This is a genomic window from Anaerosalibacter massiliensis (assembly GCF_024623155.1).
Classification (GTDB): domain Bacteria; phylum Bacillota; class Clostridia; order Tissierellales; family Sporanaerobacteraceae; genus Anaerosalibacter; species Anaerosalibacter massiliensis.
On sequence record NZ_JANJZL010000003.1, the window covers coordinates 329,489 to 353,613 of the forward strand.

Genomic DNA, 24,125 nt, shown 5'->3' on the forward strand with positions numbered 1-24,125 from the left:
AATTGGAAAATTCATATAAATTTTATAGAAATACTGCTTGTAAGTATTTGCCTTGTCATAAAGTAAAAAATGAAGAAGAATTTAATTGTTTATTTTGTTATTGTCCACTTTATTTTTTAGAAGAATGTGGAGGAAATTATCAAGATCATAAAGGAATTAAAGACTGTACAAACTGTCTTATACCTCATTCGCCAAAAGGCTATGATTATATAAATAATAAAATAATGGAAGTAAACAGAAAGAGAATGGCTAAGATAGTTGAAGATAAATAATATATAGTGTATAATATATGAAATAAATAGCATTTGCTAAAAGGGAGTAGCTGCATATATTTTGCAAATAGGGTCAACATGCTGGTAGAAATACCTGGTCCTATTTACTCTTAATAAAAAAAGAGGAGCGAGACTTTTAGTTTAATAGGGAATAATAAACTTATTAAACTAAAAGTCTTTTTTTATGGAAAAGCAAAGGAGGAAAAAACTTGTTAAAAGAATTGTTAAGAGCATTTTTTCTAATATTTATTGCTGAAATGGGAGATAAAACTCAAATTATAGCTATGACTTTTGCCACTCAATACAAAGTGAAAGAAGTATTATTTGGAGTACTAATTGGAGTGTTTTTAAATCATGGTATAGCCATTATCTTAGGGAAATATCTTTCAAAAGTAGTACCATTAGATTTAGTTCAAATTATGGCTGGAGTATTATTTGTTATATTTGGTATTCTAGCATTAAGAGTTGAAGAGGAAGAAGAAAGTGGATATTCTAAGAGAAACTTTAGTCCTATAATAACTGTAGCTTTAGCATTTTTTATAGGTGAATTAGGAGATAAGACTCAACTTACAGCTATGACTTTAGCTGCGGAAGGGAATTATCCTATATTTATTTTATTTGGAACTACATTAGGAATGTTAGGTACTAGTGGATTAGGAATTTTTGTTGGCAGTAGGATAGGTGAAAAAATACCAGATATACTGATAAAAATAATATCATCTTCAGTATTTTTAATATTTGGTACTTTAAAATTGTTCCAGGTGTTACCAAAGGAGTACTTAACAGACTTAAATATAATAACTTATTTTGTTATACTATCAGCTATAATATTTATATCTATAAAGAAGCTAATATATTTAAGGAAATCTGGTCAAAAATCAGCTATGAGGGAAGTAGCTGCTACATTATATACGCAAACCAAAGAGCTTAAAAAAGCAGTAGATGATATATGCTTAGGAGAAGAAACTTGTGGCATGTGTATGGGAGAAAAATGTATAATAGGATTTACAAAGGAAATACTGGAAAAGGCTAAAAAAGAAGAGTGCTATTATTTAGATGGAGATGTAGATTTTAATAAATTTATAAATAAAAGTTTTAATATAGATAAAGTAATAGAAGCATTGATATTGATAATAGATGATTATTTAAAATATGGAATAGAAACTGATGAAAGGTTTGTAGTAAATAAGACTAGAAGAGCATTAGAATTAATAATCTTTAACAAAGATATACCTTTTAATGGAGATGTGCATAGTTATATAGAGAATATAGAAAAGGAAAACAAAGGTATTGGGGATATAATTAGAAAAAGAGTGTTAAATGACTAACAAGGTGAAATAAATAATATCAATATATAAATTGATAAAGTAAAACCTTTTCCCAAGGAAATCAAGAAATAATTAAAAAAAAATTAATAAAAAAATGAATAATAAAGTTGACCATTGGTCATTATAGTATTATAATAATAACTACTGACCGATGGTCATTATTTGTTTTTGAGGAGGTGGATATATATTTAAATGTCAAAGGTTCAAAAGAATAAAAAAGAGAAGGAAGATTCCCTTTATACTGCAGCCTATGATTTATTTACTACAAAAGGCATTCATAATACAGCAATAAGTGACATAGTTAAAAAAGCAGGAGTTGCCAAGGGAACTTTTTATCTTTATTTTAAGGATAAATACGATGTTTTAGATAAAATTATTCTTAATAAAAGTACTGAAATATTAAGTATTGCAATTAAAAAAACTAATTCGGAGGAATTTTTAAATTTTGAGGGAAAACTTCTTTATTTTATAGATTATATTATTGAATACTTAAAAGAAAATAAATTGTTATTAAAATTAATTTATAAAGATCTTTCCTGGGGGGTTATAAAAAAAGCTTATAAAGACTATAAGGAAATAAATGAAATATTTGGAATGTTTGAAGAGGGGTTTAAAGATTCAAACTTGGATAAAGAGGATATTGAAAAAGTACTTTTCATGATTATAGAGCTTACAGGTTCAGTTTGCTATAACTGTATTGTCCTTAATGAACCAGCAGATATAGACAAGATGAAGCCTATACTGTTTAATACGATAAAGAAAATAATATAAAAGATATGGGAGATGATTCTGTGAATAAATTTGGACTTTTTATAGCAAAGCATAGGAAATTAGTGCTTGTGTTTGCAACATTTTTATTGTTACCATCCTTATATGGAATGGCTAAGACAAAGATAAACTATGATATTTTAACCTATTTACCAAAAAAGTTAGAATCCGTTAAAGGGCAAGATATATTAAATAATGTATTTGAAAACTCGGGGACATCTTTTCTGGTTATAGAAAACATGGATTCAAAAGATGTATCAAAGATAAAAAATAAAATTTCAGATGTAAAAGGTGTAGAAAAAGTTATATGGATTGATGATTTTGTAGATACTGCTATACCTAAAGAAATATTGCCAGAAGAATTGAAAAATACATTCTACAGAGAAAATTCCACCCTATTGATGATTCAATTTAGTGAAGAATCTTCTTCAGATGTTACACAAGATGCTATATCTGAAATTAGGGGAGTATTAAATAAGCAATGTTTCTTAAGCGGAATGGCTGCAGTACTTAAAGATACTGTAGAATTAGCGGATAAACAAACACCAATATATGTAGGATTGGCTGTTGCATTAGCTGTAGTAGTATTATTACTAACATTAGAGTCAACTATAATACCCTTTGTAATACTTATAAGTATTGGATATGCTATAATGTATAATTTTGGAACAAATATTATATTTGGAGAAATATCCTATATAACTAAATCTTTAGCGGCAGTATTGCAACTAGGAGTTACAATGGACTATTCTATTTTCTTACTTCACAGATTTGAAGAAGAAAGAAAAAAGGTAGATGATAAAGAACAAGCAATGGCAAATGCTGTTGAAAAAACTGCCTCATCCATTATGGGAAGTTCATTAACTACTATAGCGGGATTTTTAGCTATAGCATTTATGGAGCTTACTATTGGAAAAGACATAGGTTTTGTAATGGCTAAGGGAGTTTTTCTAGGAGTTATATCAGTTATAACAGTATTGCCAGCATTGATATTGTTCTTTGATAAATTAATTCATAGATTTAGTCACGGAACTGTACTTCCAGAATTTAATGGATTATCTAAATTAGTAACTAAACATTATAAATTATTTATTATAATAGCTATATTAATATTCTTGCCAGCTTTTTATGGTGAGAGAAATAATGAAGTTTACTACAATTTAGATGAATCATTGCCAAGAGATATGGATTCTATAGTAGGATTTTCTAAATTAAAAAATGAGTACAATATGATGACTACTCATATGATTTTAGTACCTAGTGATGTGCCAAGTCATAAGGTAAAAAATATGTTAGATGATATTGAAAAATTAGATGGTATAGAGAAAGTTATAGGATATGATAAATTTGTAGGACCTGGTATTCCAGAGAGTTTTATTCCGCAAGAGGTAAAAGATAAATTTGAACAAGGTGGCTATAAATTAGTACTTGTCAATTCCAGTTTTAAAGCTGCAACAGATGAGGAGAATAAACAGGTAGAAGCTATTAATGAGATAACTAAGAAATATGATAGAAGGACTATAATCACAGGTGAAGGAGTATTAACAAAAGATTTGGTTAGTATTGCAGATGAAGATTTTAAACGTGTAAATATTACATCTATAATTGCAGTATTTTTCATTATACTTTTAGTATTTACATCTATATCAATTCCAATATTTCTAGTATTGATAATAGAATTGGCTATATTTATAAACATGGCTGTACCATTCTATCTTAATCACTCAATACCATTTATTTCATCTATAGTTATTGGATCAATACAATTAGGAGCTACAGTTGATTATGCTATACTTTTGACAACTAGGTTTAGAGAAGAAATAAATAATGGACATGATAAATTTGAAGCAATGGAGATTTCAGTAAGAGAATCTGCCAAATCTATTGTTACTAGTGGTCTAACATTTTTTGGTTCTACAGTTGGAGTAGCAATTATATCAGATATGGAGATAGTTAAGAGTTTAAGTGCTATGATAGCTAGAGGAGCATTAATAAGTACAGGTGTTATACTATTTATTTTGCCAGGAATATTATTAGCTAGCGAATCATTTATAAGAGTTACATCTAAAAATTGGAGCAAAAGTTCTAAAGATACTGTTGAGAAAGGAAGGTTTATATATGAAAATAAATAATAAAATTATAAAAATATTAAGTATAGTAATGATTGTTGCTATGATAATACCTAGTTTTTCCTTTGCTGAAGGGAAAGTATCAAAAGAGGAAACTGTATATATAAATTTAAATGAGAAAGGAAAACCTATAGAAAAAACTTCTAGTATATGGTTACATTCAGATACATCTTTGGGGAAAGTGGAAGATAAAAGTACTTTAAAAGATATAAAAAATGTAAAAGGTGAAGAAGAACCAAATATAAATGGGGATAGAATAATATGGAATACCGATGAAAAAGATATATTTTATCAAGGAAAGTCTAACAAGGACTTACCCATAGATTTAAACGTAAAATATTACTTAAATGGAAAAGAAATGAACCCTAAAGATATGGCAGGTAAATCAGGAAGAGTTAAAATTAATTTAGAAGTTAAAAATAAAGATAGTCATGTTATAAGCCTTAAAAATGGAAATAAAAAAACATTATATACACCATTTGCTACAGTAGTAGTTATGAATATGCCTTTAGATAAATTTGAAAATATAAATACTAATAATGGAAAAATAGTTTCTGATGGAAATAACCAAGTTTTAACTTATGTATCATTGCCAGGACTTGAAGAAAGTTTAGGTATAAGTAATAACGTAATAAATAGAGAAGATTATTTAGAAGTTAAAGCTGATGTTAAGGATTTTGAAATGAGTCCAATAGTTGTTACAACTACTAGTGAGGTTCCAGAAATAGATGATTTAAAGGGTGCAGATGATATAGATAAATTAATTGATGGAATAGAAAAGATAAAAGATGCTAGTGAAAAGTTAAGTGAAGCTACAGGAAAGCTTTATACAGGTCAAGTAGATTTGAATAGTGGTATAGGTGAATTTATAAATGGAGTAGGCAAAGTAAATACAGGAGCTAATACTTTAAGAGATGGAACTAAACAACTAAAAGATGGTGTAGATGCTTCATATAAAGGAAGTCAAGAAATAAGCAAAGGAGTAGGAGCATTATCCAAAGGTGCTAGTCAGTTAGGAAAGGGAACTCAACAATTACAAAATGGTACAGAACTAAATCGTAAGGGTGCAAATGACCTATCAAATGGTCTTTCTCAACTTGATAATAAAGTAAAATATATGCCAAAACAAGCAGAAGACTTAGATAATGGCATGAAAGCAATAGTAGAAAAAACAGAAGAAATAAGTAAAGGTCAAAAACAACTAACAGAAGGGTTAGGCAAAAGTGTAGAAGGGTTAGAAAAAATTAAAGCAGGAAAACAAAAAGAATTAGAAATAATAGGAATGTTGTTAAAAGGAATGGATGGTTTAGATGCAGGAGTAGCAGGACTTGGAAAAGTACCAGGAGCTGCAGGTATTGCAGAAAAGCTTAGTGGGGGATTACAAAAACAAAGGATGGCATTAGAAGGTTTGCAAGGATCTGGCAATGAACTTATAGAAGGTATAAACGAAGTAGAAAAAGGAATTAAAGAAGCTCAAGATGCATCAGGACAATTAAGTGAAGGATTAGGAAAAGTAAACAATGGACAAAAAGATATATCTGCTGGAACAGGTGAACTTAGGAAAGGTTCAAAGGTTTTAAAGGAGGCTACTAGCCAACTTAATGAAGGTGGAAAACAATTAGCTAAAGGTGCAAATGATTTAAATACAGGTGCCAGTCAAGCAAATAATGGTACAAAACAACTTTCCAATGGTTCAAAAGAATTATCCAATGGAGCAGGTCAATTAACTAATGGTCTAGGTCAACTAAATAATGGAGTAGGACAAATTTATAATGGGGCAGATGCTCTTTCTAAAGGAACAGGTGAACTTTCACAAAATGGCAATAAATTGCAAGATGGTTCTAATCAATTAAAAGATGGAGCAAAACAATTAGATGAAGGCATGACAAAATTCCATAAGGAAGGAATATCTGAAATAAGTAAGAGAATAGATGAAAGTGATCTTGATATAGATACTATAATGGAAACTAAAGATGAGCTAATAAATCTATCTAAAGAATATAAAAGCTTTACAGGTTTAAACGAAGAAATGGATGGCAGTGTTAAATTTGTTATGAGAACTGAAGAAATAAAAGCTAAAGATAATGATGAAGAATCAGATATTGAAACTAAAAAGCAAGAAGGACAGAAAGAAAAAGGTGGATTTATTAACTGGATTAAAAACTTATTCAAGAAGAAAAATAAATAATATAAAATATCCTAGAGAATTCTCTAGGATATTTTATATTTTACAATAAATTTGTTGTATAATTATAATCTGGAGGTGCAAATATGATAAAAATAATAAAAAATGGAGAGGTTTATGCTCCAAATTATTTAGGAAAGAAAGATATATTAATAGCTGGAGACAAGATAGGATTTATCAAGGAAAATATAACAGTACCAAGAAAATTTGTGGATATAGATATAATAGATGCTAGTGGGAATTATATAGTTCCAGGTTTTATAGATTCCCATGTTCATATAACAGGAGGTGGAGGTGAGGGAAGTTTTAGGACTAGAACTCCTGAAATACAACTTACAGATATTACTAAAGGTGGAGTAACAACTGTAATAGGAGTATTAGGTACTGATGGAACTACTAGAAGTATGGAGAATTTAATAGCTAAAGCAAGGGGGCTTGAAGAAGAGGGAATTACAACATATGTATATACTGGCTCTTACCAAGTTCCTGTTAGAACTTTAACTGGAAGTATACAAGATGATATTATATTAATTGACAAAATAATAGGTGTTGGAGAAGTAGCCATGTCAGACCATCGTTCAAGTCAACCTACTGTAGAAGATTTTGCTAAGTTAGCATCAGAAGCGAGGGTGGGAGGGATACTATCAGGTAAAGCAGGAGTAGTAAATATTCATGTAGGAGATGGAGAAAGAAAAATTGATTTTATTGAAAATATTGTAGAAAACACAGAAATACCTATAACACAATTTTTACCAACACATATGAATAGGAATCAAAGTTTGTTTCAAAGATCTATTTCATATGCTAAAAAAGGTGGAATAGTTGATTTCACTACAAGTACTAATAAAAAATTTCTAGAAGAGGGAGAAGTAAAATGCAGTAATGCTTTAAGAATTTTATTGGAACATGGGGTTAAGTCTAATAATATTACATTTTCATCAGATGGACAAGGAAGTCTACCAGATTTTGATGAACATGGTAGATTTATAGGAATAGGCATAGGAAAAGTTACTTCACTATATAGTGAAGTAAGAGATGCTATAATAAATGAAAATGTTCCAATAGATAAGGCTTTGAGTGTAATTACTGCAAATCCAGCTGATATATTAAAATTACCTATGAAGGGATATATTCAAAAGGGAAGAGATGCAGATATAGTATTATTAAATAAGGAAAATTTAAAGATTGAAAGTGTCATTGCTAAAGGTAAAATAATGATTTCTGAAGGTAAGCCAATAATTAAAGGTACTTTTGAATAAAAATAGTTAAAGTTTTTTTATAACATATATTTATAAGAAAGTGAGGAATTATAAATGAACAAGGAAATAAAGGAAAAGAAGGAAAAGAAGTCTATTAAAGTTCCAGATACTTATGTAATAATATTCTTTATAATATTATTAGCTACAATTTTAACCCATGTAATTCCTGTGGGAAGATTTGAAGTAATATATAAAGTGTATGATTCAAGCAACAATATTTTAACAGAGATTAAAGATGGGGAAAGTGATAGCTTTATAGTAGATGGAAAAGAATTTGTATTCGATTCTACAGGAGAAGAGGAAGCTATTTTAATTCAGAAAGGTCAGGAAAAATCTATTGGTAGTATAGAAAAGACTAAAGCGAAAGCATTAGAATTTAATAAATTTAGAATAGTTCAAGAGTATGGGAAGTTTTTAAATAGTGGAAAAAGGAATGGAATAAAGCTATTTAAAAGTGGAGGAGATATAGGATTTTTAAATTATATGTTTGAAGGATTAGTAAAGGGTGATAAATGGGGTTCCGCTGTCGGTATAGTTGCATTTATATTAGTAGTTGGAGGGGCCTTTGGTATAATTTTAAAAACTGGAGCTGTAGAAGCAGCTATAGGGAATGTAATTTCTAAAACTCAAGGAAAGGAAATAGCTATAGTTCCAATATTATTCTTGCTTTTTTCCTTAGGTGGAGCAATATTTGGAATGGGTGAGGAAGCTATACCTTTTTCTATGATAATAGTTCCATTGGTTATAGCTATGGGATATGATGCTATTGTAGGTATAATGATAACATATGGTGCAACTCAAATTGGCTTTGCTACTTCATGGATGAATCCTTTTAGTATTGCTATAGCTCAAGGTATTGCTGGTATTCCTATTATGTCTGGAGCAGGATTTAGAATTTTTATGTATATTATATTTAATATATTGGGAATTGTATTTTTAACTATATATGCTAAGAAGATAAAGAAAGATCCAAAATTATCTGTGTCCTATAAATCTGATAGATATTATAGAGAAAATTTCAATCCTGAAGAAATAAGAAAAGTAGAGTTTAAGTTTGGAGATAGATTAGTAATTTTAACAATTTTTATAGGGATTATATGGATTATATGGGGAGTAACTAAACATGGATATTATATACCTGAAATAGCTACAATATTTTTTACAATAGGCTTAATATCAGGAATTATAGGGACAATATTTAATTTAAATAATATGACTATAAATGATATTGCAGACTCTTTTAGAAAAGGAGCAAGTGATTTAGTGGGAGCTGCTTTAGTAGTTGGAATGGCTCAAGGAATTGTATTGATTTTAGGAGATTCTTCACCTTTTGTAGACTCAGTTTTAAATACTATATTATATGGAATGAGCAGAGTTCTCATAGGATTGCCAACTGCTTTAACTGGATGGCTTATGTTTGTATTTCAATCTGTATTCAATTTCTTTGTAGTATCTGGTTCAGGACAAGCAGCTATAACTATGCCTCTTATGGCTCCTATTTCAGATATTGTAGGTTTAAATAAACAAATAGCTGTATTAGCTTTTCAATTAGGAGATGGGTTGACTAATTTGATTGTACCAACTTCTGGTTGCTTAATGGGTGTATTAGGGGTTGCAAGACTTGATTGGAATAAATGGGCTAAATTCCAAATTAAGTTTCAGTTATTTCTATTTATATTAGCTTCTATATTTGTTATTGCCGGTACTTTAGTAGGACTAAGTTAGAATAATATAAAATTTTTATATAAAGGTATGTTTAAAGTATACCTTTTTGGGAATATATAATAATGAGATGATAATATAGAAAATTAGGAGGTAATATATACAATGGAAAGATTAGTGGGAATGGAATCACCAAATTTTAAAATGAATGCAGTTACAGGTGATGGTGAAGAATTTAAAACTGTAAGTTTAGATGATTATAAAGGTAAATGGCTTGTAATGTTTTTCTATCCAGCAGATTTTACATTTGTTTGCCCAACTGAAATTACAGGATATAGTGATAGATATGAAGATTTCAAAAAAGCAGGAGCAGAAGTTCTTGCAGTAAGTGTTGACAGTGAACACTCACATAAAGCTTGGATAAAAGGAGATTTAGGAAAAATTAAGTTTCCAATAGCTGCAGATATGACTAAAAAAGTAGCTAATGATTTTGGAATTTTAATTGAAGAGGATGGAGTAGCACTAAGAGGTTTATTTATTATAGATCCTGAAGGAGTAGTTCGTTACTCTGTAGTACATGATCTTAATGTAGGTAGAAGTGTAGATGAAACATTAAGAGTATTGAAGGCATTGCAAACAGGTGGACTTTGCCCAATAGGTTGGGAAGAAGGAGAAGACTTATTAGAAGGATAAACTTAAGTAGCAATAAATTTTAAATTAAGCGATCATATATGATCGCTTAATTTTGTTATAGTAGTTTATAAGTATTATATTGAGATATATGAAAAATTCATATATACTTAAAGTTGAGAATGTATTATAAAAAATAAAAAGTATTTAGAGGTGTATTGGAGAATGGAAATAGATAAGATTCAGCAAAAAATAAAAGATAGAAATCCTAAGCCACTAGATATAATGTATAATTATGGAGTACTAGTCCCTATTATAGAGAGAGATAAAAATCTTGAATTAGTTTATGAAGTTAGGGCTAAAGATTTAAAAAGACAGCCAGGAGAAATATCTTTTCCTGGAGGGGAATTAGAATTTGGTGAGTCCTTTGAAGAAGCAGCCATAAGGGAGACTTGTGAAGAGCTTAATTTAAAAGAGAAAAATATAAAAGTTATTGGTAAATTAGATTATTTAATTTCCCATGCCAATATATCTATTCATCCCTTTTTAGGGGTTTTAGAAAATATAAAATATGAAGATATTTACTATAGTAGAGATGAAGTAGATCATATTTTTACTGTGCCCTTAAATTTTTTTATAAAAAGAGAACCTAAGGTTTATTATATAGATTTAGAAACTATTATAGAAGAAAATTTTCCTTATGATAAAATTCCAAATGGAAGAGAGTACAACTGGGATAAAGGTAAATATCCAGTTTATTTTTATGAGTACAATAATTATATTATTTGGGGAATGACTGCCAAGATAACTAAAAATTTTATAGATATAATAAAAAGCTAATATAAGTGAAAAACTTATATTAGCTTTTAACTTTCATTTATTCTTGGATTCGGGTTAGTAGATTCTTCTCCTAGGTGTTTTAAGTCTTTAAAAAGGAATTGTGCCGTAATTATTGATGCAATTATATCTGACACAGGGCCGGATAGCCATACTCCAGTCAATTGAAAAATCTTTGGAAGTATTATTAAGGCTGGTATAAGAACTAAAACTTGTCTTGAAAGACTTAGAAACATAGCTTGCTTTGGCTTGCCAGTAGCTTGAAAATAGTTAGCACTTATGACCTGAAACCCTATTATAGGTAACATAGATAAGTTAATTCTCATAGCTCTAGATGCAACTTTTATTAATTCTTTTTCATTTTTGCCAAATAAACTAACTAATTTTCCTGGGATTGCTTGAGTAAACACAAATCCTATTGTAACTATAATAGTTGCAAATAATATTGCCCATTTTAAAGTTTCCTTCACTCTATCATATTTTTCGGCACCATAATTATATCCTATTATTGGTTGTGCTCCTTGATTGATTCCAAATATAGGCATAAGTATTAACATAGTAATGCTGTTTATGACTGCCATACTGGATGTAGCTATATCTCCACCGTAGCGCTGAAGATTATTATTTAAAAGAACTGTTACCATACTTGCTGCAATCTGCATACTAAATGGAGCTAATCCAATAGATATAATCTCTTTAACTATATACTTCTTTAATTTCAAATTTTCCCTCTTTAGTTTTAGAAGACCTTTCTTTTTAAAGAAATAACTTAAAACCCATATACTAGAAGCACCTTGAGATATAATAGTTGCAATAGCAGCACCTTTAATTCCCATATTAAATACAAATATAAATATAGGATCTAAAATTGTATTAAGTATTGCACCTATAAGCATAGTGCCCATAGCCATTTTAGGATTTCCTTCTCCTCTAATAAAGTTATTTAACCCAAATCCTACGGCTTGTAATGGCGCCCCAAATAAAATTATTCTCATATAATCTACAGAATAAGGTAGAATAGTTTTACTAGCACCAAAAACTTTTAAAAGAGGTTCTAAAGTTAAAAGTCCTATAACTCCAACAATTATAGAAATTAAAAGAAGTAAAGTAAATGAATTTCCTAATATTTTCTCTGCTTCCTCTTCTTTTTTCTGTCCTAGTTTTATAGAAACTAATGCGTTTCCACCAAGTCCGATAAGCATTGCGAATGCCATAAGTATTAGTGAAATGGGATAACCTACAAATATACCTGCAATTCCTATGCTACCCACACCTTTACCTATAAATATTCTGTCTACAATATTGTATAGTGCATTTACAAGCATACCCACAATGGCAGGAATAGAAAATTCAACAAGTAGTTCTTTTATATTTCCTTCACCAAGTTGTTTAGAACGATTCATATTACGCCTCCTTTACTTTATTTAATATTTTTACTATAGTATTTAGATTATGGCTAAATTTATATACTTCATCTTTTGGTAATGTACTAAAAAGTTCTTCTATTTGAGAGATGAATTTTTTCTCATGTTCTACAAAACTTTTCTCTCCTTCTTTAGTCAATTGTATCCATATCTTTCTTTTATCATTTGGATCATTTTTTCTTATTACTAAGCCCATATTTTCTATAGAATCAATTAAAGTTGTAATACTGCCTTTTTCCATGTCCATATATTTACATAAAACACTAGGGGAAATTTTTCCGTATTTTCCAATAATCATTATTGCTCTTATTTGATTTTTATTGCATTTATATTTGTCATCAGTTTCTTTCTTAAAAGTAGGTCTAAATAGTTTATGAAATAGAGACATAAATTCAATTAAATCATGTCTTATATTTTCATATACAAGATCATTATTCATAATATCACTCCAAATAAAAAATGGATAGTTAGAATTCTTATAGTAAGAATTCTAACTATCCATTATAACAGCTATCTATTAAAAGTCAAGAACTAATCTGTAAACATTTGTGTCCAATAAGTAGTTCCACCTTTATTCACATATCCTACACCAATTTTATTGAAATTTGGATTTAAAATATTTGCACGATGACCTGGTGAATTCATCCAACCCTTTACTACAGAATCTGCACTAGAATATCCTTTAGCAATATTTTCTCCAGCTTGTCTATATTTTATTCCAAAATTTTTCATCATTGTAAAAGGATCTTTATAAGTGGGAGAGTTATGATCAAAGTAGTTTTTGTCCGCCATATCCTGGGATTTTACACGAGCTACCTTTGAAAGTTCATCACTATGAGTAAGTGGGGACAAACCTGCTTTCTTTCTCTCTATATTTACTAGTTTAACAACTTCTAATTCTTCGGCATTTGCACTAGTTTGTATATTTTCATTTGTTTCTTTTTCTACAGGTTTAGTAGTATTATTTTCTTCAGTGGAAACTTTATCTTCCTTAGAATTTTTACATTGGTCTAATTTTTGTGTATAGTTATCGCCACATGTATATTTTGTCAAGCAGTTTTTCAAGTTAATATTTGTTTTATAGTTACACCTAGTTGTAGGACAGGATTTTCCAGTTGTTGAGTTTGCCGCATGGGCTAAGCTTATTGGTGAAATAAGAAATGCAGCAACAGTTAATGATAATAGACATTTTTTTATATTATTTTTCATTTTATATTGCCTCCTTTTATTTTTAGAAAACTTTTTTCCAGCCCTCCTTCCTAAGAATCATTTTTTAAAAGTATAACATTAAGATTTTTCAATATAAACCCTTAAAATATGGGGAGTGGACCATAAGAAGGCAGTGAGGGAATAAAATAAAAAGTTCTGCAAAATTATGCAGAACCTTAAAATTGGTGATAAATTATATAGTTTAGACTAGTTTTATTAGATGATAAACTTTCTTTCCTTTCCTTAATAACAATTTATTGTCAATAAAGTCTTCAACATTTATTATTTTATTTGGATCACTAATTCTTTTATCTTCCATATATAATCCACCTTGTTTTATTAAACGTCTTGCTTCACCATTAGATTTAGTAAGGCCTATTTCTGTTAATAAATTTAGTATTCCTATACCTTCTTTTATTTTAGCTTTAGATATTTCTGTATTAGGTATAGAGTCAGATTTTATTCCACCTTCAAATAGTGATTTAGCAGCTTTTTGAGCTTTTATTGCTTCATCTTCTCCATGTACCATTTTAGTTACTTCAAAAGCTAGAGCTTCTTTTCCTTTATTGATTTCTGCCCCTTCTAAAGAACCTAGTCTTTTTACTTCCTCCATAGGTAAGAAAGTTAAAACAGATAAGAAATTTTCTACATCTCTGTCATCTACATTTCTTAGATATTGGTATAATTCATAAGGTGGAGTTTTTTCAGAGTCTAGCCATATAGTGCCAGCTTCTGTTTTCCCCATTTTAGTTCCAGCAGCAGTAGTTAGAAGTTTAAAGGTCATAGCATATACTTTAGCATTTTCTAATTTTCTAACTAACTCATATCCACTTAATATATTAGACCATTGGTCACTTCCACCTACTTGAAGGCGACAATTATGTTCTCTATATAGTTTTAAATAGTCATAAGACTGCATTAACATATAGCTAAATTCAAAGAAAGTTAATCCTTTATCTAATCTATTTTTATAGCAGTCAAAAGAAAGCATTCTATTTACAGAGAAATGTACTCCAGTTTCTCTCATGAAATTTAAGAAGTTTAAATCTAATAACCAATCCGCATTATTTACTACCATTGCTTTATTATCATCAAAATCAATAAATCTTGAAAGTTGTTCTTTAAACTTATTTGCATTATAATCAATTTGTTCTTTAGTCATCATCTTTCTCATATCAGATTTTCCACTAGGGTCTCCAACCATAGTAGTACCCCCGCCTAATAGAGCTATAGGCTTATGACCAGCATTTTGCATATGTTTCATTACCATTATTTGAACAAAATGTCCAAGAGTTAAACTGTCGGCTGTAGCATCAAAACCAATATAAAATGTTATAGGTTCCTTATCTAATAATTCTCTAAGTTCATCTTCATATGTGGCTTGATCAATATATCCTCTTTCTTGAAGGATATCAAATACATTTGCCATAATTCTAACCTCCTTGAAATTTATATTAATAACTAATAATTTTTTGTATAAAAAAAGGGTATTTTCTCATAAAAGGACGAGAAATACCCGTGGTACCACCTTAATTTGCATATAGCCTTAAATCATTTTATCGTATGATAAACGCAATGGTTTCCCATTGAAACTCCAGATTGTATTTCACCTTATTTATAGGTTATAGACCTCTCAGCTATAGTCTATTCTCTGTCCTTTAACCATAAAGGGTTACTAAATCTCTCATTGTTTTAATATATAGTTAAAATATATGTTATTACAAAGCACATATATTTGTCAAGGACAAAAAAGAAAAAATAAGAGAGGACTAATTAGCCCTCTACATTAAGTTCTTCACTATTTTCCCAAAGTCCATGAATATTACAGTAACTTACAGCGTGAATAGTTCCAGGTTTATCAACCTTAACTTTTAATGTTAAATAAGGTTCATTAAATACTTCACCTTCACCATGAGCTGAAAATTCAGAACTTCCTATTTCAATAGGGAATTTAGCTCCTTCTGGATGGAAATATACTCTAATCCATGAAATATGATGTTCTAAAGTATTTGGATGTGGAATTTCCTCTCCAATAAGTACTTTTACTTCAAAAGCCTCACCTTTTTTAACTTTTTCAGGTACATGTATAACAGGTACATGTTTTTCACCTTTCCAATCTCCACTTTGCAACATTGTTCCTATAGTTTTCATATTTATTATCCTCCTTGAATTTATTAATACCCTTATAAAAATCTTTTACTTGCTTGTTTAAATATATACCCACCTCATGAAAAAAATACACATAAAATAAGTATTTTTAAGTAATTATTTTAAAATTAGAGTATAATATAAAATAGTTTATGATTAAAGGAGAGATAAAATGGGGCAGATAGAATTAATAGCTACCTCTACTTTTGGTTTAGAATCTGTAGTGAAAAGAGAAGTTTTAAAATTAGGATATGAAGATATAAAAGTAGAAAATGGAAAAGTAAATTTTAAAGCTGATGAAAAAGCTATTCCAAAATTAAATATATGGCTAAGAACTGCTGATAGAGTACTTTTAAAGATGGGTGAATTTAAGGCTACTACATTTGAGGAACTTTTTGAAAAAACAAAAGATCTTCCATGGGAGGATTGGATAACAGAAGATGGAGAATTTACAGTTGTAGGTAAAGCTGTAGATTCTAAGCTTATGAGTGTACCAGATTGTCAAGCTATTGTTAAAAAAGCAGTAGTTGAAAAGCTTAGGACAAAATATAATGTAGATTGGTTTAAAGAAACAGGTGCTAAATTTACAATTCAAGTATCTATATTGAAGGATATTGCTACATTAACTATAGATACTAGTGGAGAAGGATTACATAAAAGAGGATATAGATTAGATAGTGTAGAAGCACCTATTAAAGAAACTTTAGCAGCGGCATTGGTACAATTAAGTTTTTGGAATCATGAAAGAATTCTTATAGATCCATTTTGTGGTTCAGGAACAATCCCTATAGAAGCTGCTATGATAGGAAAAAATATTGCACCAGGAATTCAGAGAAACTTCGCTTCTGAAAATTGGCCTAGAGTTAAAGAAGAGTATTGGAAAGAAGAACGTATCTCTGCAAGAAAAGCAATATTGCAAGATAGAGAATTAAATATAGTAGCAACGGATATAGATGAAAATGCAATAGAAATTGCTAAAGAAAATGCTTTTGAAATAGGGGTAGATGATTGTATAGAATTTAACACTAAGGATGTATTAGATTTAAATATAAAAGAAGAATACGGAGTTATAATATCAAATCCACCTTATGGAGAAAGAATAGGAGAGAAAAAAGAAGTAGAAAAATTATATAGAGAAATGGGGAAAAAATTTAATAAACTAGATACTTGGTCTATCTATATACTTACATCTAACACTGAATTTGAAAAACTATATGGTAAAAAAGCTAGCAGAAGAAGAAAATTATATAATGGTAGAATAAGAGTAGATTATTACCAATATTATGGACCAAGACCTTCAAAGAAATAAGTTAATTTATGTTTATTAACGAAGAAGTTCACAGTTTGATTATTTAGAAATTGAGTATATATATAATAAAGAATATTTATTTCGGGAGGAATTTTTATGAATATATATACAAAGACTGGGGATAAAGGAAAGACTAGCTTATTTGACAATAAAAGGGTTTCTAAAGATTCCATTAGAGTTGAAAGCTATGGAACTGTTGATGAATTAGTAGCTTTTTTAGGTCTGGCTAAAAATTATGTAGATGATGAAAAAATCTATGATTTAATTACAGAAATACAAAATAAATTGTTCACAGTAGCAGCAACTCTTGCAACAGAAGATACAACTAAACTACCCTATAGTATAAAGGAAGAAGATATAAAATTCTTAGAACAAAATATAGATGAATGTATGGCAAAGGTAAATAAACCTACAGGATTTGTAATACCCGGTTCTGGAAAGGCATCTGCTTATCTTCATGTTTCTAGAACCATATGTAGAAGAGCAGAGAGAAGAATTATTACATTATCAAATAGTGTAGATATAAACCCTCATGTAATAAAATATGTAAATAGATTAGCAGATTTAATATATGCAATAGCTAGAGTAGTAGAGGCGAAAGAAGAAAAGGTAAATTTTAAAAATTAATAAATAATTTTAGAAATTTTTAAATAGGTGTCAAATAGCCTTTTTTAGAAGGATTTAGACTATTTGATGCCTATATTTTTCACATTTATTAAAATTTTAGATTTCCCATAATATTTTATTTCTCTTTTCATTTAAAATCTTTTAAATTTTTTGTATCTACATCATATTCATCTAATGATCTATTCACATAAAATCCATTCTTTTTACTGGAAAAGTTTTTCTATAAATTTTCATATTATATTATCATTTAACTAATATAATATCAATTAAAGTATATTAATGTTAATATATAAATATAGACAGGAAACAAAGTTTTATATATACTAATGGGCGAGGAGGTATTTCGATGATTAAAGGTATAATATTTGATATGGATGGAGTTATAATAGACAGTGAAATTATTCACTATGAAGTATTCATGGATGTATCAAGAAAACATGGCATAGAAAGTAGTTTTGAAGATTATAATAAATATGTAGGATCTACAGATGAAGCTATTTATAGTGCATTTAAGGAAAAGTATAATCTAAAAGAAGATTTAGATTATTTAATAAAAGAGCATCAGGATAGATTTATGGAAATATTGGACATGAAAAAGGATATTGAACCTATCAAGGGAGTTAAAGAATTAATTATAGAATTTCACAATAGAGGATATAAACTTGCCTTAGCTTCTAGTGCACCTTATATGAATATAGACAAAGTTTTAGACCTGTTTAATATAGAGACATATTTTGATATAAGAATAAGTGGAGAAGATTTAGAGCAAGGGAAGCCTCATCCAGGCATATTTTTAAATGCAGCTAAATTCCTAAAATTGAACCCTAAAGAATGTCTTGTAATAGAAGATTCAAAAAATGGTGTATTGGCAGCTAAAAGAGCTGGAATGAAATGCCTTGGATATAGAAACGAAAACTCAGGGGAACAAGATATATCCAAAGCAGATTTAATCATAGATGATTTTTCAACTTTAGATATTAGTTCTATAATTTAAATTTTTTAATGATTTTAAATAAAGCTTTTTTTTAGATATAAGCTATGGTATGATATTGTTAAGAACCTTAATTTGAAAAATATGGGTGAGAAATATGATAAATAAAGAGAAATTTAGTTTCATTGAAGAAAAGATGAAAGAATATAAAAATCATAGCATGTTGAATTATCATGTTTTGGAAGGAATGGCTGATTGGGTACGAGTCATTGACAAAGAAGGTACTATTATATATGCAAATAAGACTATGAAAGAAAGTCTAGGACAAGATTTAGAGGGAAGAAAATGCTATGAAGCTATTGGCAAAATAAGACCATGTACTTTTTGTATTACAGAAAGAAGTATTGCAACTGGTGATATAGTTCAAAAAGAAGAGATTGTAGGAGATAAAGTTTTTTCAGTTAAAAGTTCTCCTGTAGCAGATTCGGAAGGTAATATATATGCAGCAGTAGAAGTTTTTAGAGATGTTACAAGGGAAAGAAAACTGGAAAGAGAGATAAAACAAAAAAATAAAAAAATGAGCAAAGATTTAGGATTTGCTAAAACTCTTCAAAGAAAAATACTTCCTCAAAGAGGAATATATAAAAATGTAAAAATAGATTTTTTGTACAAGCCTTGTGAAATGTTAAGTGGAGATATGTTTGATATATTTTATATTGATGATGAACATATTGGTATGTATATATCTGATGTAGCAGGCCATGGAATAACGGCTTCTATGATGACTATGTTTGTTAGACAAACTATGAGAGCAATAAAAGATGAAATCAAGAGTCCGTCAAAAGCCCTTACAGAACTCCACAAAAGATTTATAGATTTGGACTTAGATGATGATAAATATTTTACCATGTTCTATGGCGTTATAAATACTACTACTAATGAATTTAAATATTCTAATGCAGGTCATAATTGTGTTCCAATATTGTTTAATGAAAAAGAGATAAAGCTTCTTAAAGTTAGAGGATTTCCTATCTCATATATTTTTAATGAGATATACTATAAGGAAGAGTCTATAAAATTGAATAAATCTGATGAAATACTATTTTATACAGATGGTATAACAGAAATTCAGAATAAAGATAAGGAAGAGTTTGGATTAGAAGGTGTGGTAGAAGTAATAAAAGAAGGCACTGTAGATGTGATAAAAAGATTGGAAGAAAAAACCAATAGATTTAATTGGGGGACTCAAGATGATGATCTTGCAGTAGTTCTTATGGAGATAATTAAATAAATCCTAGAAGCTTAAGCTTCTAGGATTTATTTTAAAAAAAATGTGGTATGATAAAGAAAAAAGCAGGAGGGATTTAGTTGGAAAATATTAGCTTGGACTATTCGAATAGTTTTGTTAGAGAGCATGAGCTAAGACATTTAGAAGAATACATATCTTTAGCTCATCATATTTTACATGAAAAAAAGGGTGCTGGTTCAGAATATTTAGGGTGGTTAGATTATCCTAAAAATTATGATATAGAAGAATTTAAAAAAGTTAAAGAAACTGCTTTAAATATAAGAAAAAATTCAGAAGTTTTTATTGTTATAGGAATAGGAGGCTCTTATTTAGGGTCTAGAGCTTGTATAGAGGGGTTGAATCACTCTTTTTATAATCAATTGTGTTCAGAAAAAAGGAATGGACCAGAAATATATTTTGTAGGAAATAATGTAAGCAGTACTTATATATTTGAACTTTTAGAGCTCATAGAGGATAAAAGTTTAAGTATAAATGTAATATCCAAGTCTGGAACTACTACAGAACCAGCTATTGCCTTTAGAATATTTAGAGAATATATGAATAATAAATACGGGAAGGAAGCTAAGGATAGAATTTATATAACTACAGATAAAGAAAAGGGAATATTGAAAGAAATGTCTAAAAATGAAGGATATGAAACGTTTACAGTACCAGATAGTATTGGTGGTAGGTATTCAGTACTTACGTCTGTAGGATTACTTCCTATTGCAGTAGCAGGCATTGATATAGATATGCTAATGGAAGGTGCTAAAGAGGGAATGGAGGAATATTCTGCATTGGATATAGATAAAAACTATTCTTATCAATATGCACTTTTAAGAAATATTCTTTATAGAAAAGGTAAAGACATAGAAATACTAGCAAGTTATGAACCTAGTTTGCACTATTTTCAAGAATGGTGGAAACAGTTATTTGGAGAAAGTGAAGGTAAAGATCTTAAAGGAATATATCCTTCATCAGCAAATTTCACCACTGATTTACATTCATTAGGTCAACTTATACAGGATGGTAAAAGAAATATATTTGAAACTACTATAAATATTGAAAAAGTTAGAAAAGATATTGAGATAAAAAAAGAACAAGAGGATCTAGATGGGCTAAATTTCTTATCGGGAAAGACTATAGATTTTGTAAATAAAAAGGCTTTTGAGGGTACTCTTCTTGCTCATACTAAAGGAGGAGTTCCCAATATAATTATAAATATTCCTGAAATGAATGAAAAATATTTTGGAAAATTAATTTATTTTTTTCAAAAAAGTTGTGCAATTAGTGGTTATCTAATGGGAGTGAATCCTTTTGATCAACCAGGAGTTGAAGAATATAAAAAGAATATGTTTAAACTAATAGGAAAACCAGGATATTAAAAGGGGAGAAAAAAGATTGATTTTATCAGATAAAACTATTAAGAAAATGTTAAAAGATGAAGAGCTTCTAATAAATCCAATTGAGGAAGATTCACAAATTCAGCCAGCCAGTGTAGATATAAGATTGGGAAGACATTTTTTAAAGGTTGATGAAAATAGAGTTGAGTCCATGTGTCTTCAAGAGGAGATAAAGTATATAGAAATTGAAAGTGATGAGATAATTATTCCGCCAAATTCTTTTTTACTTGCAACTACTATGGAATATATAAAATTGCCTAATTATCTTACAGCTTTTGTAGAAGGAAGAAGTTCTATAGGTAGAATGGGTCTTTTTATTCAAAATGCAGGATGGGTTGATCCAGGATTTGAAGGAGAAATAACCCTTGAGTTATATAATGCGAACAGACTTCCTATAAAACTTATTTCTGGTAGAAGGATTTGCCAATTAGTATTTGCACTTATGGATGAAGAAGCAATAAACCCATATGATGGAAAATATCAAAAACAAAGAAAAGCAACAGGAAGTAGAGTTTATAAAGATATAGAAAATAAAAAATAGAATAGGCATTTAAATTGATATGCTCTCCTTAAAGTAGACAGATTAAAAAATAAAAATCTGATACCTTAGGGGGAGTATTATTATGCCTATTCTATTTTTTATGCTTTTTTATAAATAAAGTTTGGCATAATATTATCATATTATGTATATATTTTACTATAGCCAAAATCTTTATCAACATAATTACAGAAAAATATATATAGGCAAATAATTGATAAAACCTTTGTTTTTAAAGGAAAAGAACTGAAAAATAGAGTAAATTGAAGAATAATATAGATAGATGAAGAAATCTATATAAATCTTATATTAAGAGGCAATGATTGTTAAGAATTTATCAATTGCTCTATTGCTTTATTTTCAGATATTTGGTAAAGTATAGACAAGTAGGAAAAAGAGTAGAATGATTATTAGGAGGGATAATTTGAACTTTGAAAATTTGGTTTTCAAACAGGAAGGAAATATAGGTATATTATCAATTAATAGACCCAAAGCATTAAATGCCCTCAATACTCAAGTATTGAAAGAACTAGATGAAGCAATAGATATAATAGAAAAAAATGATGAAGTACATATTGTTGTACTAACAGGAGAAGGAAGAGCTTTTGTAGCAGGTGCAGATATAGCTGAAATGAAATCCATGGGTTCTAAGGAAGCAAGAGAATTTGCAAAGAATGGATTAGAAGTGTTTAGAAAAATTGAATTAATGGAAAAGCCTGTTATAGCTGCAGTAAATGGCTTCGCACTAGGTGGTGGATGTGAACTGTCAATGTGCTGTGATATTAGGTTGGCTTCAGATAAAGCTAAATTTGGACAACCAGAGACAGGTCTTGGAATAATTCCTGGATTTGCAGGAACTCAAAGACTAAGTCGATTGGTAGGAATGGGAAGAGCAAAGGAATTGATCTTTACTGCAGATATGATAGATGCTGATGAAGCATATAGAATAGGATTAGTAAATAAGGTAGTGCCCCAAGATGATTTGATTGAGGAAGCTATAAAATTAGCCAAGAATATTTTATCAAAAGGACAATTAGCAGTCAGGTTTGCAAAAAATGCTATAAATAGAGGTATTGAAACTGATATTGAAACTGGGATGGCAATCGAAAGAGATTTATTTGGACTTTGTTTTACTACAGAGGATCAAAAAGAAGGCATGGGAGCGTTTTTAGAAAAACGCAAACCAAATTATAAATTAAGATAATTTAATAAAATATTTTGGAGGTGCTTTTATGAAAAAGGTTGGAATACTTGGAAGAGGTACAATGGCTTCAGGAATTGTTCAAGTTTTAGTTCAAAATGACTATGATGTTGTTATGTGGGTTAGAAATATTGATCCAGATGCTCCAAGAGCAAGTGCAAAACACGTTGATAAAGGGTTAAGTAGATTAGTTAAGAAAGAAAAAATTACTGAAGATGATAAGAACAAATTATTAGGAAAAATAGAAATTACTACAAAATATGAAGATTTAAATGATTGTGATTTAGTAATTGAAGCTATTGCTGAAGATATGGATATTAAGAGAAAAACTTTTGCTAAATTAGATGAAGTTTGTAAAGAAGATGCAATACTAGCAACTAATACTTCTTCTTTATCAATAACTGAAATTGCAAGTGTTACTAATAGGCCTGAAAAGGTAATTGGAATGCATTTCTTTAACCCAGTTCCAGTTATGAAACTAATTGAAGTTATTAAAGGAATTGCAACTAGTGAAGAAACTAGAGATGCAGTATTTGAGCTATCAGAAAAATTAGGAAAGACTCCTGTTGAAGTTGAGGAAGCTCCAGGATTTGTTGTAAATAGAATACTTATTCCAATGATTAATGAAGCTGTTGGAATATTAGGTGATGGAGTAGCAAAAGCTGAGGATATTGACCAAGCAATGCAACTTGGTGCAAATCATCCAATAGGACCTTTGGCTTTAGGAGATTTAATTGGATTAGATGTTTGCTTAGCTATTATGGATGTACTATATACTGAATTTGGTGATTCAAAGTATAGGGCTCATCCACTACTAAGAAAAATGGTTAGAGGTGGACGTTTAGGTAGAAAGACAGGTAAAGGATTCTACGATTATTCAAGATAAAATAAAAGATAAAAAAGTTCCTAGTAAAATTTTACTAGGAACTTTTAATTTTTTGTAAAAATTTATTTTTTAACAAAAAACTAGCTAATTA

General features: G+C 29.2%; 22 protein-coding genes and 1 other annotated feature. Of the genes, 17 read left to right on the top strand and 5 right to left on the bottom strand.

Annotated features, from left to right (window positions below):
- The first annotated feature begins 2 nt into the window (after nucleotides 1-2).
- The 9 genes from NSA23_RS06975 to NSA23_RS07015 all read left to right on the top strand — a co-directional run bounded on the left by NSA23_RS06975 (nucleotide 3) and on the right by NSA23_RS07015 (nucleotide 11,073).
- A complete protein-coding gene (locus tag NSA23_RS06975; RefSeq protein ID WP_042680638.1) occupies nucleotides 3-272 on the top strand; it encodes a cysteine-rich small domain-containing protein in 270 nt (89 codons plus the stop codon).
- Between the two features lie 209 nt (nucleotides 273-481).
- Nucleotides 482-1,600 (top strand): TMEM165/GDT1 family protein, encoded by a 1,119-nt coding sequence (locus NSA23_RS06980; RefSeq protein ID WP_050069758.1) that lies wholly within the window; start codon nucleotides 482-484, stop codon nucleotides 1,598-1,600.
- 192 nt (nucleotides 1,601-1,792) lie between these two features.
- On the top strand, nucleotides 1,793-2,371 hold the full coding sequence (locus NSA23_RS06985) for a TetR/AcrR family transcriptional regulator (RefSeq protein WP_042680640.1): 579 nt from the start codon (nucleotides 1,793-1,795) through the stop codon (nucleotides 2,369-2,371).
- Between the two features lie 20 nt (nucleotides 2,372-2,391).
- Complete coding sequence (locus tag NSA23_RS06990) at nucleotides 2,392-4,500, top strand: efflux RND transporter permease subunit (protein ID WP_222704758.1); 2,109 nt, start codon at nucleotides 2,392-2,394, stop codon at nucleotides 4,498-4,500.
- A complete protein-coding gene (locus NSA23_RS06995) occupies nucleotides 4,487-6,685 on the top strand; it encodes a YhgE/Pip domain-containing protein (protein WP_042680643.1) in 2,199 nt (732 codons plus the stop codon). The genes NSA23_RS06990 and NSA23_RS06995 overlap by 14 nt, the downstream gene beginning before the upstream one ends.
- An 83-nt stretch (nucleotides 6,686-6,768) precedes the next feature.
- A complete protein-coding gene (iadA, locus tag NSA23_RS07000; protein ID WP_042680646.1) occupies nucleotides 6,769-7,941 on the top strand; it encodes a beta-aspartyl-peptidase in 1,173 nt (390 codons plus the stop codon).
- 54 nt (nucleotides 7,942-7,995) lie between these two features.
- The gene (gene yfcC, locus NSA23_RS07005; protein ID WP_042680648.1) at nucleotides 7,996-9,666 is read left to right on the top strand and encodes a putative basic amino acid antiporter YfcC; all 1,671 of its coding nucleotides are present in this window, start codon (nucleotides 7,996-7,998) and stop codon (nucleotides 9,664-9,666) included.
- Nucleotides 9,667-9,768: 102 nt separating this feature from the next.
- Nucleotides 9,769-10,296 carry a peroxiredoxin gene (locus NSA23_RS07010; RefSeq protein ID WP_042680651.1) on the top strand — a complete coding sequence of 176 codons (528 nt, stop codon included), beginning with the start codon at nucleotides 9,769-9,771 and terminating at the stop codon, nucleotides 10,294-10,296.
- A gap of 162 nt (nucleotides 10,297-10,458) precedes the next feature.
- A complete protein-coding gene (locus tag NSA23_RS07015; protein ID WP_042680653.1) occupies nucleotides 10,459-11,073 on the top strand; it encodes an NUDIX hydrolase in 615 nt (204 codons plus the stop codon).
- Between the two features lie 26 nt (nucleotides 11,074-11,099).
- On the opposite strand, the gene NSA23_RS07020 is transcribed toward NSA23_RS07015, so the two are convergent.
- The 5 genes from NSA23_RS07020 to NSA23_RS07040 form a co-directional block, all read right to left on the bottom strand.
- Nucleotides 11,100-12,473: an MATE family efflux transporter gene (locus tag NSA23_RS07020; RefSeq protein ID WP_042680655.1), complete on the bottom strand. Its 1,374-nt coding sequence runs from the start codon at nucleotides 12,471-12,473 to the stop codon at nucleotides 11,100-11,102.
- 1 nt (nucleotide 12,474) lies between these two features.
- Nucleotides 12,475-12,933, bottom strand: coding sequence for a MarR family winged helix-turn-helix transcriptional regulator (locus NSA23_RS07025; RefSeq protein ID WP_042680658.1), 459 nt, complete (start codon nucleotides 12,931-12,933; stop codon nucleotides 12,475-12,477).
- A 92-nt stretch (nucleotides 12,934-13,025) separates the two neighbouring features.
- Nucleotides 13,026-13,703 (bottom strand): CAP domain-containing protein, encoded by a 678-nt coding sequence (locus NSA23_RS16620; RefSeq protein ID WP_042680660.1) that lies wholly within the window; start codon nucleotides 13,701-13,703, stop codon nucleotides 13,026-13,028.
- 202 nt (nucleotides 13,704-13,905) lie between these two features.
- Complete coding sequence (tyrS, locus tag NSA23_RS07035; RefSeq protein WP_042680662.1) at nucleotides 13,906-15,132, bottom strand: tyrosine--tRNA ligase; 1,227 nt, start codon at nucleotides 15,130-15,132, stop codon at nucleotides 13,906-13,908.
- A 69-nt stretch (nucleotides 15,133-15,201) separates the two neighbouring features.
- Nucleotides 15,202-15,400 (bottom strand) — a binding site (T-box leader).
- A gap of 76 nt (nucleotides 15,401-15,476) precedes the next feature.
- Nucleotides 15,477-15,854 carry a class II SORL domain-containing protein gene (locus NSA23_RS07040; protein WP_042680664.1) on the bottom strand — a complete coding sequence of 126 codons (378 nt, stop codon included), beginning with the start codon at nucleotides 15,852-15,854 and terminating at the stop codon, nucleotides 15,477-15,479.
- Between the two features lie 169 nt (nucleotides 15,855-16,023).
- Here NSA23_RS07040 and NSA23_RS07045 point away from each other — a divergent pair, with 169 nt between their 5' ends.
- The 8 genes from NSA23_RS07045 (at nucleotide 16,024) to NSA23_RS07080 (ending at nucleotide 24,034) form a co-directional block, all read left to right on the top strand.
- Entirely contained in the window at nucleotides 16,024-17,160 is a 1,137-nt protein-coding gene (locus tag NSA23_RS07045) for a THUMP domain-containing class I SAM-dependent RNA methyltransferase (RefSeq protein ID WP_042680666.1), read from the top strand.
- A 96-nt stretch (nucleotides 17,161-17,256) separates the two neighbouring features.
- Nucleotides 17,257-17,787: a cob(I)yrinic acid a,c-diamide adenosyltransferase gene (locus NSA23_RS07050; protein WP_042680668.1), complete on the top strand. Its 531-nt coding sequence runs from the start codon at nucleotides 17,257-17,259 to the stop codon at nucleotides 17,785-17,787.
- Between the two features lie 346 nt (nucleotides 17,788-18,133).
- Nucleotides 18,134-18,781: an HAD family hydrolase gene (locus NSA23_RS07055; RefSeq protein WP_042680670.1), complete on the top strand. Its 648-nt coding sequence runs from the start codon at nucleotides 18,134-18,136 to the stop codon at nucleotides 18,779-18,781.
- Between the two features lie 94 nt (nucleotides 18,782-18,875).
- Complete coding sequence (locus tag NSA23_RS07060; protein WP_050069759.1) at nucleotides 18,876-20,009, top strand: SpoIIE family protein phosphatase; 1,134 nt, start codon at nucleotides 18,876-18,878, stop codon at nucleotides 20,007-20,009.
- A gap of 86 nt (nucleotides 20,010-20,095) precedes the next feature.
- Complete coding sequence (locus tag NSA23_RS07065; RefSeq protein ID WP_222704760.1) at nucleotides 20,096-21,391, top strand: glucose-6-phosphate isomerase; 1,296 nt, start codon at nucleotides 20,096-20,098, stop codon at nucleotides 21,389-21,391.
- A gap of 16 nt (nucleotides 21,392-21,407) precedes the next feature.
- Nucleotides 21,408-21,950 (top strand): dCTP deaminase, encoded by a 543-nt coding sequence (gene dcd, locus NSA23_RS07070; protein ID WP_042680674.1) that lies wholly within the window; start codon nucleotides 21,408-21,410, stop codon nucleotides 21,948-21,950.
- Nucleotides 21,951-22,371: 421 nt separating this feature from the next.
- On the top strand, nucleotides 22,372-23,151 hold the full coding sequence (locus NSA23_RS07075; RefSeq protein ID WP_042680676.1) for a short-chain-enoyl-CoA hydratase: 780 nt from the start codon (nucleotides 22,372-22,374) through the stop codon (nucleotides 23,149-23,151).
- Nucleotides 23,152-23,179: 28 nt separating this feature from the next.
- Entirely contained in the window at nucleotides 23,180-24,034 is an 855-nt protein-coding gene (locus NSA23_RS07080; protein WP_257490350.1) for a 3-hydroxybutyryl-CoA dehydrogenase, read from the top strand.
- Nucleotides 24,035-24,125: the final 91 nt, after the last annotated feature.

Excerpts from the sequence above, each read along its gene's own strand:
- NSA23_RS07040 (WP_042680664.1), bottom strand. The coding sequence starts at position 15,854 with ATGAAAACTATAGGAACAATGTTGCAAAGTGGAGATTGGAAAGGTGAA.
- NSA23_RS07025 (WP_042680658.1), bottom strand. The coding sequence starts at position 12,933 with ATGAATAATGATCTTGTATATGAAAATATAAGACATGATTTAATTGAA.
- NSA23_RS07020 (WP_042680655.1), bottom strand. The coding sequence starts at position 12,473 with ATGAATCGTTCTAAACAACTTGGTGAAGGAAATATAAAAGAACTACTT.
- NSA23_RS06985 (WP_042680640.1), top strand. The coding sequence starts at position 1,793 with ATGTCAAAGGTTCAAAAGAATAAAAAAGAGAAGGAAGATTCCCTTTAT.
- yfcC (WP_042680648.1), top strand. The coding sequence starts at position 7,996 with ATGAACAAGGAAATAAAGGAAAAGAAGGAAAAGAAGTCTATTAAAGTT.
- NSA23_RS07045 (WP_042680666.1), top strand. The coding sequence starts at position 16,024 with ATGGGGCAGATAGAATTAATAGCTACCTCTACTTTTGGTTTAGAATCT.
- NSA23_RS16620 (WP_042680660.1), bottom strand. The coding sequence starts at position 13,703 with ATGAAAAATAATATAAAAAAATGTCTATTATCATTAACTGTTGCTGCA.
- NSA23_RS07010 (WP_042680651.1), top strand. The coding sequence starts at position 9,769 with ATGGAAAGATTAGTGGGAATGGAATCACCAAATTTTAAAATGAATGCA.
- NSA23_RS07080 (WP_257490350.1), top strand. The coding sequence starts at position 23,180 with ATGAAAAAGGTTGGAATACTTGGAAGAGGTACAATGGCTTCAGGAATT.
- NSA23_RS07050 (WP_042680668.1), top strand. The coding sequence starts at position 17,257 with ATGAATATATATACAAAGACTGGGGATAAAGGAAAGACTAGCTTATTT.
- NSA23_RS07055 (WP_042680670.1), top strand. The coding sequence starts at position 18,134 with ATGATTAAAGGTATAATATTTGATATGGATGGAGTTATAATAGACAGT.
- NSA23_RS07060 (WP_050069759.1), top strand. The coding sequence starts at position 18,876 with ATGATAAATAAAGAGAAATTTAGTTTCATTGAAGAAAAGATGAAAGAA.
- tyrS (WP_042680662.1), bottom strand. The coding sequence starts at position 15,132 with ATGGCAAATGTATTTGATATCCTTCAAGAAAGAGGATATATTGATCAA.
- NSA23_RS07015 (WP_042680653.1), top strand. The coding sequence starts at position 10,459 with ATGGAAATAGATAAGATTCAGCAAAAAATAAAAGATAGAAATCCTAAG.
- NSA23_RS06995 (WP_042680643.1), top strand. The coding sequence starts at position 4,487 with ATGAAAATAAATAATAAAATTATAAAAATATTAAGTATAGTAATGATT.
- iadA (WP_042680646.1), top strand. The coding sequence starts at position 6,769 with ATGATAAAAATAATAAAAAATGGAGAGGTTTATGCTCCAAATTATTTA.